Consider the following 12,860-nt stretch of genomic DNA (forward strand, 5'->3'; position numbering starts at 1 on the left):
CAACCATGAACGATCAAAGAAAAAATTAGCTGGATTGAGTCCAGTTGAATACCGAACTCAATCCAGCCAATCAGCTTCATAATAAAACTCTAACTTTTAGGGGTAACCACCGTTACAGGCAGTTATTTTTGTTTTAATTGATGCCATATTTCATCAAGCTTCTTCTCATTGTCAGCATGAAAGCGTTTGTTTCCATAACGAACTTCATCATACCATTTTTCCAATTGCACTAGTTGTTGATTTCTTTCCGTTTGTGCCAATACTTCATGTGCAGTTAATGATTGCCGCCATTTTTCTTGTTTTTTAACCTCCTGGGCAATTCGGCGATAAAGGAATCTTACTTTTTCTTCGGTTGTTAACCGTTCAAATCTGGGCTTTTTCCTCGTAATGTTACGAATAACTTCGCTTATCTTTTCTTGATTATCTTTCCGCCATTTTTTCCAGTTAAATAGACTTTCCTTTTCATCATGAAATTCTGTTGATGTTTGGTCCAGGTTACGTTTTCCAAACACTTGTTGAATCATTCTCCAAAAAGAAATGAATGCTTGTTTAATCAGTTGGCGGAATTTCTTAAACAATAGCGCTATAAACAAAATAATCACTATTACGACAAGAATTATTCCGAAAATATAAGTCACCGTTTCTATCAATTCTCCAAACCAGGATGTCTCCGGCTCTTCAGCCGGAGGGAACGCCTGCATTTGGTTGGGTGGTGATGGTTCTTCAACTAGTTGATTATCACGTTCAAATAGAGAAAAAAACCACAAAACAGATTGAATTACGGAACGCACTCCATGGTAGAGGACTGATTGTACCACTTGAAAATTCGTTATCGCAAACACAAAAGCCAAGATGAAGACTAGGTAAATATGATTCAATCTGGTAATCTCCGGACCGATTCTTTTCTTGTTATCTTTTGCTAGTGATTCTTTATGCAAATGCTCACGGTTGGTAGTAAATAGCATAACAATAATAAACAAAAAGCCTAAATAGCTGACCCAATTTTGGTAGCCTGATAATGACTCAAAGTTGATAAATATAAGATAGAAAATGAAATAGATAGGCATACTTACAGCCCAGAAAATCCGACTCGGTAAAATATCCTGCCATTCATTTTCGGCATGTTGAATGCCACGATAGGAAACCACCAGACTAAAAAGTAATCCGGGAATAAGTGCCCAAATAGTTGGTGCTATCGTCCAGCTAACCATGATGGCGATAACTGCTGAACTAATCAGTACTTTCCAGCGATGATCTAGCCAGCAACGGATAAAATAAGAAATTGTAAATACAACAAGTAACGATAAAAACCAAACATACAGGTCAGGTTCCCCAAAAAACAGCACACCGACCAGTAAAAAGACTGGGAAAAATCCAATGAACTCGATCACACCATGCCTGATTGAAAGGAGATGCACTTTAAAATTAGCTGACATGGACTTCTGCCTCCTCTTTCTGCTGGCCCCCAATCACAACGACCTCAACAGCATTACCGAGACTTTCCAAATGAGCAATCTGTTTTTCCATTTTTTTTGTTATTTGGATAGAAAAGATAATAATATCTGTCTTTGTTAATCCCTGGTTAATGTCCTCCTGCAAAAAGGCTCGAAAATTGCGGCTACGATCCATTTTCACTTTTGCGATCGCATCAAAAATATAGCCAATTTGCTGACCACTGTTAGATGGTTCAATACGAATAGATGGTTTAATCCTATCAGTTGAATTGGTAAATGGCTCGACATAGTAGCCATTGCAGCCAAAACCAGTAGAGATTCCCTGTTCAATTGCATAATTTGCTAATGAAGCTGCATAGGATAATCCCATTTCCACAAGATCTGGCTCTTCGATCGGCATTCGAATATCTTCATTTGTGTCAAAATTTACATAAATCATCAAATGATGATCCGCAGTGTAATCCTTTTTGTTAATTTGCAATGACTGCGTTCTTGCTGTTGCTTTCCAGTTGACCGACTGAAGTGGGTCTCCTTGCTGATACTCTCTAATTCCCGCTTGTAAAAAAGGATCCTCGACAATCCACCTTTTGACAATTATATCACCTAGCCAACTATGTGATGGTAAAGGAATATCATCTAAAGGTACTAGCTTTGGATAAACAGTAACTGCTGTACTCGCCTCAAATGAATCAAACACTTCACCAAAACCGATACTATCTCCAGTTGTAACCGAAACAGTATTAAGCGGATAGTAGCCACGTTTAGTGCCAATCAATTGATGTCGCCGTGTAATTTTTTGATATGGAAGTAAACTGAATAATGTGCGGTGAAACATTTCTCCTTCTTGCTGTTTATTATTCTTTTCCGATTGAGTAATCAGGTAAGGACTCATTTTGGATTCTAAACGGATCCAAGGAATAGGTAACAACTTTTTATTGGCAATTTCGTCGACCATCTCAATTGTTTCTCCTTCAAATACAGCATCCTGTTTAAAGGCACGCTTATAGGCAATTCCCTTCAGACCAAATTTACTAATCAGCATTCCCTGTAAACATATAATAATTAATAATACAACAATGACCCAGGCAATATTCATTCTCGAATCAGTTCCTTCTCTGATTCCGTTGGTACAGGAACTTGACGTAAAATATCCGCTAAAACAGTGTCTGTTTCTCCTTGCTTTACCCCGATTTTCTGATTAAGAACAATTCGGTGACCTAATACAGGCTTAACCATTTTCTTAATATCGTCAGGAATCACGTATGTTCTCCCTTGTAGTAATGCATACACCTGAACTGCTTTTAATAATGCTTGACTTCCACGCGGACTGACGCCAAGTGCTAGACTGTCATGCTCACGTGTTTGTTCGACTACATCGATCAGATAACCAAGCACATCCTCACTGATGTCCACTTGACTGTAAATTTGCTGCATTTCCACAATATCTTCTACAGTAATAATCGACTGCAAAGCTTCTAACGGGTTCTCCGACTTGAATCGTTGCAGAATTTCCAGCCCCTCTTTGCGACTCGGATACCCCATATTTATTTTTAATAAAAAACGGTCTAACTGTGCTTCAGGTAGTGGAAAGGTTCCTTGACTTTCGATAGGATTCTGGGTGGCTATAACTAAGAAAGGCTTTGCTAGCATATGCGTATTACCATCAATCGTTACCTGTCTTTCCTCCATACTTTCCAGCAGGCTCGATTGCGTTCGAGGTGTCGCTCGATTAATTTCATCTGCTAACAATATATTGGTGAAAATTGGACCAGGACGGAATTCGAATTCTCCTTTTTGCTGGCTGTAAAAATGAATACCAGTTATATCTGACGGTAATAAATCTGGTGTGAACTGAATTCGTTTAAAATCCCCTGCCAATGACTTTGCTAATGCCTTTGCCAATAATGTTTTCCCTGTTCCTGGTACGTCCTCCAATAAAACATGGCCGGATGATATCATTGCCACCAATAGAAAGTCAATTGTCTCTTCCTGCCCTACCACCACTTGTTTAACATTCGCTTTTATTTTGCTTGTTACCTGTTGAATATTCGTTAATTCCATCAATAAAATCCCCTTTGCAAAATGTGTGCGCTTACAATATCCTATGCTACATTTATAACACGTCTGCTACTATTAGGCAAAAAATTACCTCTCTTATTTTCAGAAAAGTCAAACATTTAAAATGTGAAGATTTTTTTACAGTTTTATATAGTTTTATTGCACTAATTTTGGTAGTCTAAAGATAGATAAGATTGGGAAAAGTCTTTAATGAACATTGATTATATGCAGACAGGGGTTTTGAAAAGATGAAAAGGGTTGTTTTAATCGGTGGAGGCTATGGGGGAATGAACGCCTTACACCAATTAATCGATAATGGTATACCTAGTGATGTACAAATTACAGTGATTGATCGCAATCCATATCACTCACTAAAAACAGAATTTTATGCCATTACAGCAGGTACGAAATCAGATAAGGAAGTACGAATCGACTTTCCGGTTCATGAACAAATCTCATACATATTTGGTGAAATTGTTGAAATTGATACTGAAAACGAACACATTCGCTTGAAGGATAATGAAGTAGCTGTCGAGTATGACTATCTGTTAATCGGATTAGGCTGTGAGGATAACTATCATGGCATTCAAGGTGCCATGGAATATACTGAAAGTGTACAGACAATCGCGAAAGCGCGTCAAGCAAGCATCCGAGTCAATAACTTACCTGCTTACAGTCAAGTATCGGTTGTAGGCGCTGGACTAAGCGGTATTGAGGTAGCTTCTGAAATTAGGGAAAGCCGACCAGATTTGAATATCCGTTTATTAGATCGAGGTTCTTCTGTTTTGTCAGCATTTGATGAAAAAATACAATCATATGTAGAAGATTGGTTTCGAAAAAATGAAGTAGATATCTTACATCACAGTAATGTTGAATTAGTTGCAGAAGGCATCTTCTACAATAACGGGGAAGGTATTGAGAGTGATGTAATCATTTGGACTGCTGGAGTGCGCCCAAATTATTTAGTACGTAGTCTCCCTTTTGAAAAGGATCGACATGAAAAGATTATTGTCAATGAATTTTATCAAGTTCCTACTAATCCTAATGTCTATATTGTTGGTGACTGTGCTTCATCTGAGCATTCACCAAGTGCCCAGCTAGCTGGGATTCAAGGTGAACAAATCGGGGATATACTAGCTTATGTTTTAAATGGATTAGAACCTCCTAAACCGAGAGAGATTAAACTGAAAGGACAACTTGGTTCATTAGGTAAATCAGACGGATTCGGAAATATGTACCGTCAGCCTGTAACAGGACTTTTACCACGTCTCGCAAAGTCGGGGGTACTTTGGTTGAATAAACGACATTAATAGTAAGGTACAACAGCAGGCATGGTATTCACGATATGCCTGCTTTATTCTATTCTTTTGTTCTTTAACAAGAACATAATAAGTGAAATATCTAGTAATTCATTGAAATATTTCGAAATTAACAGTAAATTACCTTTTTAATGATCAAAAACGCTTATTTACCCTGTTTTTCGAACTTTATAATCCGAAGTTTTAGATATACAATACGTTTTGAAGTTCTTTATAAAGAACAAAGTATAAAGGAGGAATTATTCATGTCTTTAAAAAAGAAGTTAGGTCTGGGCGTTGCGTCAGCGGTATTAGGGATTGCATTAGTAGGAGGAGGTACATACGCATATTTCAGTGATACAGAGGTTACTGAAAATACATTTACTGCTGGTACTTTGGATTTATCTGTTGATCCCACTACTATTATCGATGTAGATAATATTAAACCTGGCGATTGGATGAACCGTTCTTTTGAACTGATTAATGAGGGGTCATTGGATATCTCCAAGGTACTTCTCAAAACGGACTATACAGTAATCGATGCTAATGATGATAATACAGAAGATTTTGGTGACCACATTCGTGTTAATTTCTTCTGGAACGCAGATAAAACGACATTAGGACCTTTATCTCCTGATCAGATCGTTTTTAATACCACACTATCTGAACTAAAAGATATGTCTCCTGATACAGTAGCAAATAGAGTCTTTATCCCTTGGTTAGAGGAAAGAGGCGGATTAAGATCTGGTGATAGCGACACACTTTATGTACAGTTCGAGTTTGTAGATAATGGCGAAGATCAAAATCAATTCCAAGGTGACTCATTAGAATTAACCTGGTCATTTGAAGCTCAGCAAACAGCTGGAGAATCAAGGTAAGGAAATCATCGGGAGAGAGCTCTTCTCTCCCCTCATTTTTATCGATATTTTACTAAAGTATCGATAAAAATGAGTCTTACTATTTTCGAAATTAGGAGGAAAGCTCATGAAGTATCGCAAAATGATGTGGAAAGTCAACAAACAGCAACGCTTACAATTACTCTTAGTTATGCTCCTTTTATGTGTCGTAACCTCCTTGTTTTCCTTTCTTACAACATATACGGAAGCAAAGTTTCTATATCATAACGAAGATGCCTTTCATATTCAAATAGGGACATGGTGGGATGGTAGTGATTTATCTATTTCTGATGCGCAACAAGATATGCATGCATGTCCAACCTATCACCTAACTTTCACGGTTGAAAATAGTGGTTTTGCAATGCTAGACAGTACTAGTTATCAATTGTTTTATTCACCAGCTAGTACTCCTTCAGATGATGGTGCTGTTATAAAAGAAGCAGTCCTTTCCGCTCTCCCAGAACAAAGTCAGCACGAAATATTCTTTACAGTAGCAGAAGAAGGTAATTATCAACTAAAAGTAGACCAACGTCCCATGTATCAGGATGATGAATTAAATGAAGCTGCTACATGGAGTTCTGTTGTAGAAATAATGTGTGAAGAGGAAGAAGAAGGTGAAGTTGAAGATCAGGATAAGTCCGAAAATCAGTTGGAGAAGCCTCTCCCTAAAGAACCGCAACAGGAACAAGCACAGCCTGAAAAAGAAGCTGACCCAACAATAACGAACACTAACCATGAATCGCTTGCTGAAACAGAAGAAGAACGAGAAAAGGAAACATCCAATTCAATAAATACGAATGAGGATGAACGAGCAAAAGAAGATCAAGTAGAAGACACAGAGAATAAGAAAAATATCCAAGGAGAAGGTGATGAAAGTGATGTCAAGAGTCCAGACCAACAAAAAGAAGCCGATCAAACAAATAAGGAAGATTCTAAGTAATACAATCACTGCATTGCTATTTCTTTTACTAATAACAGTATCTTGCTTAGTGATTATTACTCGAGTTAACGGTGGTGAACCAGAGTTATTTGGGTATCAGTTAAAGGTCGTTTTATCAGGCTCAATGGAACCTACGTTCAAAACCGGCTCCATTATTGCAGTAGAAGAATTCACCGGTGATCGCCCTTTAGAAAAAGGGGAAGTTATTACGTTTATCGATGAATCAGAAAGCCTTATCACACACCGTATTGTTGATATCGTACAAAGTGGTGAACACATACTTTATGAAACAAAAGGTGATAACAACAATGCTCCTGACAACCTATTAGTCCAAAGCGAGAATGTTATAGCTATCTATAGCGGATTGACCATTCCTTATATCGGATATCTTGTTGACTTAACACAAGCTCCACTGGCCAGTGCACTATTACTTATCATTCCTGGTGTTCTACTGCTGTGTTATGGCATCATCACCATAACAAGTATTATCATCGAACTTGAACGTCAATCAAAGCAGGCTCAGAGGCAAGTTTCAGAAAACAATTAATGCTGTATGTCTACTTATATAGCTCCTTTTATAAGGTGGTGAATTCGATTGAGAAAGTTGAAAATATTGTTTACCGTTATACTAGTGTTTCCAATATTATTTTCCAGTGTAGAACTATTCGCCAGTCAAGGTAATATTATTGATCTGAAAGCTACTTTTAGCGAAAATGGTAAATTATTTGATCTGGAAAACTTAAAGCCTGGTGATTGGGCTGATCGTCACATCACTGTTAGTAATCAGACAAACAATGATATTACTTATGAGATTGACGTTAGGTACTTGGATGGTTCTGAAATGTTATATAACCAATTATCACTTGAAATCAAACAAGGCGATGTTCCATTATTTCATGATAATTTATCCGCATTTTCTTTACTGACCGATTTGTCTCTAGCAGCAGACAGTGAAGAGAGAATTGATCTTTCTGTAACTTTTCCTCCTGAATCTGGAAATGAGTTTCAAGGGTTAACCACAAGCGCAGAAATTATCATCACGGCCTATCATAATACGGAATCCGAATCATCTAGCTTACCAATCTCAACAGGTAGTCAATCTGATGGCGGAAAAACTTTGCCAGGAACAGCAACGATGATAGTTAATATTTTATTAATAGGTGGAACACTACTAATAGTAGGATTACTTACCCTACTGTATCTTAAACGAAGAAAACTGACTGAAGAATAGGCGCTAGCACCTATTCTTTTTTACATAGAGAAGACAAATAGATGCAAAAGACTAGTGGGGAATTGTTCCTGAACACCAAATAAAGGAGCCACGTAATCAGAAATCTGTCATAAGTATAGAAAATTACTAAATTATGGTGTAAAATGTTAGGTATATTGTAATAAATGGATGAAAATAAGAATATGATTAATAGTAATGATATCATTTTGTGTTCGAGGGGGATTGATGGATGTCTATTGCTAAAATTAATGACTTAATAGATAATGAAAAATTTGAGCACCATTTCCAAGCGCTCTATGATTTGCATACTTTATCTCCTATTGGATATGAAGCATTGTTGAGAACTGACTTATTTAATAATCCAGAAATTCTCTTCGAAAAAGCAAGCTATACGAATCGATTTTTTGAGTTAGAAATGCGCTCTATAAAAAAAGCGCTTAAGTACTATAATTCGATTATTCAAGATACATATAACAAAAAAAAGATATTAATCAATGTGTTTCCTTCTAACATAGCAGATCCTGAATTTTTGTATGAATTAAACAAGATCATAAAAGAAACACAACTATCACCTGATCAAATCATTATTGAAATCAATGAATCCGAAATTATTAAACACGTAGACTTTTTTAGTTTAACGGTTTGCGAATTACAATCTGAAGGCTATTTAATTGCTATCGATGATGTTGGAAAAGGAGTATCTTCCCTTCAAGCAATTGTGGAATTACAGCCAGACTTTGTAAAAATGGACCGTTATTTTGCCAAGCATCTGGCAAAGTCTAGCCGGAAACAGGAAATGGTACGTTCTCTTGTCACTTACTGTCTAAACACCGATACCAAATTTGTCTTAGAAGGTATTGAAATTATTGAGGATTTAGAAATGGCAAAAGCAATTGGGGTATCCATTGTTCAAGGATTTTTATTAGCTAGACCTGAGCCTTTAGAAGTAATAAAGAAATATGAAATAAAAAATGGGGAAGGTAATAATTTATCCGTAAAGTAAAAAGCAGAGCCATAAGGTTCTGCTTTTTACTTTATTTAATATTGGCTCTAAACTATAGGCTTTTAACTGTACTCTACCTATAACAATTTTTATCGTACTATCTAAAAAGTTGTTCCCTTCATTTGATCTATAATTTTTTTATTACAATGTGCTTTGCAACTCGTTCTCCATTTGATGCTTTTCCAAGGATAATTCAATTAATTTATCTATCAACTCACCGTAAGGTATCCCACTGACTTCCCATAATTTAGGATATAAACTAAAATTAGTAAAGGCCGGAAATGTATTAATTTCATTAACGATAAGTTCTCCGCTGTCTACAAGAAAAAAATCAACCCGAGCTAAACCTTCACATTCCAAAATTTTATACACCTCTATAGATTTTTCTTGTATATATAAAACTTGATCATCAAGTAATTGTGCTGGTGTTTCTAATATAATTCCTTGATCATGCGTGTATTTTTTTTCATAAGAATACACTTGTCCATTTGTAACAACTTCACCTGGTAATGATGCAATCGGATTGTCATTTCCTAGTATTGCACACTCTACTTCTCTTCCCTTAATAAATTCCTCGATCAGTACTTTATTATCATACAAAAAAGAACTCTGTAACCCCTTAGTATACTCCGTTTCATTATAAACGATACTAACTCCTACTGATGAGCCCTGACTAGCAGGCTTGATAATAAAAGGAACTCCCATCTTCTCTACAATTTCATTAAAAGTAGGGTATTTTTCGTCAGATTTTTTGACAGTGATCCATTTAGCCACTTTAACATTTGAAAAGGATAGAATCTTTTTGGTCATTTCTTTATCCATACAAATAGCAGAACTTAGTACATTAGAACCGACGAAGGGGATATCAAGTACTCTCATCATTCCCTGTATACTACCGTCTTCTCCAAAAGAACCAAGTAATATTGGAAAAACAACATCTAATTCTGTTACTTTTTCTATACTTCTATCATTTAAACTTTTATTCTTCTGATAAACATTCATTGAAGAATGATATTCATTAGTCAACTCTTCAATTGAGTTTAGTAGACACCAAGTACCTTGTTTGTTAATCCCTATCAGGGTCACCTCATATTTAAAAGTATCAATGGCATTCAATATGTTCTTAGCAGACTGTATAGATACTTCGTGTTCAGTAGATTTCCCTCCAAAAAGCAATCCTAACTTAATTTTGCCCATGTATTTTACTCCTCTAATTGACGTTTTAGTAGACAGTTTTTTAGCATATAAGCGATTATGCTTTTTCGATTTATAATAGAAAATATGCTTCATTCCATGTCCTTTGATTTTTTAATCATCGGTATGATGTTGTGCAAGCCCTATTGCATAAGGAATGGCGTATTGTGCAACCTCAAATTCGTAATTTACAATTCCTGGTTTGTTAACATTTACTTCTATTAAAAATAAGCTATTGTCTTTATCAATTGCTATATCTAATCCAATTTCACTAAAATTCTCGTTACTGCTTTCTTCAAAATTTTTAACCGTATTCCAAGATAGTGATTTTATGTTTTCGATCAATTGCCGACTTATTGCTTTAGAGTAATTCCTTTCAAGAAATCCTGAAATATCACCAATATAGCCACCAGCACGAGTGATAGATATTGTTGCATAGTTAACACCTATTCGTGGATAAATTTTAACAAATGACCATTCACCTTCACCATTTTTCATCATGTGAACTCTAATATCAAAAGGATTCCCATCCAATGTTCTTGTATTAATATACTTTTGCACGATAAAGGTTTGTTTTTTGATTAATTTATGCAAATAATCGGCTAAAGAAAACTCGTTAATAGCTTCTTCTCTATCCTTTTCAGCTAAAAAATAACTACCATCTTTAGATTTTTCAATAAAATGCACACCTTTTGCAAAGGAACCTATTGAGGGTTTAAGTATAATTTTTTGATATTTTTCAATATATTGGAATACTTCTTTTGCTCGGTTTACTCTTTTATAAGGGATAATATATTCTGCTAAGCTTTGAATGGCAGATAACTTATCGTAAACTTCTAGTTTGCTAATCGAATTCCCAAAAAATTCATTAGTAAAGGGAATCTCTTCAAGCTCCTCATAAATTCTATTATATCCTTTTAAACCTCTTGCTCTCAGGCGATCATATATAACATCTGGATACTCAACAACTTTTGGCACCCATTCGTTATTTTCATAAAAATAACCTCTAATAAGCCTTTCGTCATAATCAATGTCCCTTGCTGTAAAATAATAAAAATAATGGCCTTCATATTTGGCTACATAGGCACATGCTTCTGTTAATTTATTTATCTCCTTAGGACTAACTAACATACCGATTTTAACAAGACCTCCCTCAAGTTCTGCAAACGGCAAGCTAGTTGTTAATGCATTAAATCCACCTTTACCTGTGGTTTTTCTTTCAAATTGATTAGATAAAAATAGACCATTTTCTGCTATATATATTGCATAACCAATAGTGTTTTTCGCTCTTTCTCTCTCATGATAAGTAGATTGCGGACCAGCATTAGCTTCATACATCCAATACTCTCCCTTATCATCAATTGCTAAATCTAGTCCCAATTCTTCTAAAGCAGAACCATACAGTTTATCCAAATGTTTCGTTATATCTAGTGAAAGCTCCTGTAATTCCTGTTCTATTTTAACTCCTTTACTGCCAAATTCGTCTTGTAGAAATTTACCTATCTCTTCTGTTCTTCCCCCTCGACTAATATTACTAAGGATACTCTTTTTATTACCAATTCGCGGATACATCTTTGTTATTTGCCATTGTCCATATCGATTTTTCTGTACATGTGCTCTAATATCGTAAGGTTCTCCATGAATGGTACTTGTTTTTAAGAAATGCTGGACCATATATAAATTATCTTTTTCAAAAATATGATTTTGAAGCCACACACTAAAATCTTGTATACTAAATGACCTTTTCTTTTTATGATCTAATACAACGTAATTATTTTCTTTTTTCTCTACAAAATAAATGTTTTTACCTTGTCTACCTCGAATTGGTTTGAGGACAGCTTTATGATGTTCCTGCAAAAACTGATGCACTACTTCTTCTTTATCAGCAATTCTAAAAGGGATTATCAGATCATGGAATTTTCTGGATTCTATTAATTTTTTCGGCAAAGTCAGTTTTCCATCTAAACCAAATCCAGTAAAAGGAATTTGCCTACGTAATTTTCTTTCGGTATAGGATTGTTGACTTTTTACCTTTGGTAGATTATTTATTACATCTGGAAAAGGATTTATTTCCTTGATCCACTCACCATTTTTATATACATCAGCAAGAATTTCATTCTTTTCGAAATCCACATCCTTAGATGAGAAAAATATTACTTTCGTCCCTTGTTTTTCTCCTTCTTCCAATAAAGCAAGAATCCTATCATCAGGATATACTTCTCTTGGATTCTTGTGGCATAAATAAACACCTATTAATATTCGTTCGCTATCTTCAGCTGTATTAATAGAAGCATTTAAAAGATCATTCCATCTTTTTAATTGAGGCTTTAATGTGAATTGAACTATTTCGGATACCTTGACAAATTTCATTTGTTCTAGTTCTTTAACAACGAGAAATAAACTGTTTTCTATTTTGTCTCTTTCTTCTTTACCAATTTCTTCTTGAGATAGTGCACGATTAATCGAACTAAATCCATCCACTATGGAACTCATGGTAAATATAGCATCATTCATTTCTTTCTTTTTTATTACGGTGGTTAAGTGTTCTACAGCTTCTAACAAAGTAGAGGAAATATGTTGAATTTGTTTAAGTTGCTGATCATTTAAATTACTCAATTGCTGCACTCCTTAGAATTATACTATGTCTTTCCATACTTAAAAGTTCTATCATTATTATCGGCATAAATATAGGATTATTTAAATACAAAAAAGTGAGCAATCCATTACCTCTTTAATCCAAATTAAAAGAGACTTTAGTGTGTTACCACTAAAGTCTCGATATAGTA

General features: G+C 35.2%; 12 protein-coding genes. 7 read left to right on the forward strand and 5 right to left on the reverse strand.

Annotation, left to right across the window (positions count from 1 at the left end; genetic code table 11):
* A partial coding sequence (locus tag ACTNEP_RS14910; RefSeq protein WP_441160601.1) for an IS3 family transposase occupies positions 1–82 on the forward strand: 82 nt, incomplete at its 5' end.
* Positions 83–122: 40 nt separating this feature from the next.
* Here ACTNEP_RS14910 and ACTNEP_RS14915 read toward each other — a convergent pair.
* Genes ACTNEP_RS14915 through ACTNEP_RS14925 form a run of 3 tightly spaced genes read right to left on the reverse strand, consistent with a single transcriptional unit; the run spans position 123 to position 3,515 of the window.
* A complete protein-coding gene (locus tag ACTNEP_RS14915; RefSeq protein ID WP_441162815.1) occupies positions 123–1,436 on the reverse strand; it encodes a hypothetical protein in 1,314 nt (437 codons plus the stop codon).
* The gene (locus tag ACTNEP_RS14920) at positions 1,426–2,550 is read right to left on the reverse strand and encodes a DUF58 domain-containing protein (RefSeq protein ID WP_441162816.1); all 1,125 of its coding nucleotides are present in this window, start codon (positions 2,548–2,550) and stop codon (positions 1,426–1,428) included. The genes ACTNEP_RS14915 and ACTNEP_RS14920 overlap by 11 nt, the downstream gene beginning before the upstream one ends.
* Positions 2,547–3,515, reverse strand: a complete 969-nt coding sequence (locus ACTNEP_RS14925; RefSeq protein WP_441162817.1) for an AAA family ATPase — start codon at positions 3,513–3,515, stop codon at positions 2,547–2,549. The genes ACTNEP_RS14920 and ACTNEP_RS14925 overlap by 4 nt, the downstream gene beginning before the upstream one ends.
* A gap of 245 nt (positions 3,516–3,760) precedes the next feature.
* On the opposite strand from ACTNEP_RS14925, the gene ACTNEP_RS14930 reads away from it, so the two are divergent.
* The 6 genes from ACTNEP_RS14930 to ACTNEP_RS14955 all read left to right on the forward strand — a co-directional run bounded on the left by ACTNEP_RS14930 (position 3,761) and on the right by ACTNEP_RS14955 (position 8,880).
* Positions 3,761–4,822 (forward strand): NAD(P)/FAD-dependent oxidoreductase, encoded by a 1,062-nt coding sequence (locus ACTNEP_RS14930; protein WP_441162818.1) that lies wholly within the window; start codon positions 3,761–3,763, stop codon positions 4,820–4,822.
* A 254-nt stretch (positions 4,823–5,076) separates the two neighbouring features.
* Positions 5,077–5,688 (forward strand): TasA family protein, encoded by a 612-nt coding sequence (locus tag ACTNEP_RS14935; RefSeq protein WP_441162819.1) that lies wholly within the window; start codon positions 5,077–5,079, stop codon positions 5,686–5,688.
* 106 nt (positions 5,689–5,794) lie between these two features.
* Positions 5,795–6,646 carry an amyloid fiber anchoring/assembly protein TapA gene (gene tapA, locus ACTNEP_RS14940; RefSeq protein WP_441162820.1) on the forward strand — a complete coding sequence of 284 codons (852 nt, stop codon included), beginning with the start codon at positions 5,795–5,797 and terminating at the stop codon, positions 6,644–6,646.
* Positions 6,585–7,193: a signal peptidase I SipW gene (gene sipW / locus ACTNEP_RS14945; protein WP_441162821.1), complete on the forward strand. Its 609-nt coding sequence runs from the start codon at positions 6,585–6,587 to the stop codon at positions 7,191–7,193. Before tapA ends, sipW begins: the two co-directional genes overlap by 62 nt.
* A 48-nt stretch (positions 7,194–7,241) precedes the next feature.
* Complete coding sequence (locus tag ACTNEP_RS14950; protein WP_441162822.1) at positions 7,242–7,877, forward strand: hypothetical protein; 636 nt, start codon at positions 7,242–7,244, stop codon at positions 7,875–7,877.
* A 229-nt stretch (positions 7,878–8,106) separates the two neighbouring features.
* Entirely contained in the window at positions 8,107–8,880 is a 774-nt protein-coding gene (locus tag ACTNEP_RS14955) for an EAL domain-containing protein (protein WP_441162823.1), read from the forward strand.
* Between the two features lie 141 nt (positions 8,881–9,021).
* Here the strand turns inward: ACTNEP_RS14955 and ACTNEP_RS14960 are convergent, their stop codons facing one another.
* Positions 9,022–10,077: a D-alanine--D-alanine ligase family protein gene (locus ACTNEP_RS14960; protein ID WP_441162824.1), complete on the reverse strand. Its 1,056-nt coding sequence runs from the start codon at positions 10,075–10,077 to the stop codon at positions 9,022–9,024.
* Between the two features lie 111 nt (positions 10,078–10,188).
* Positions 10,189–12,690, reverse strand: coding sequence for a YheC/YheD family protein (locus ACTNEP_RS14965; protein ID WP_441162825.1), 2,502 nt, complete (start codon positions 12,688–12,690; stop codon positions 10,189–10,191).
* Positions 12,691–12,860 lie beyond the last annotated feature (170 nt).

It is taken from the genome of Gracilibacillus sp. HCP3S3_G5_2 (assembly GCF_052063305.1).
Classification (GTDB): domain Bacteria; phylum Bacillota; class Bacilli; order Bacillales; family Amphibacillaceae; genus Gracilibacillus.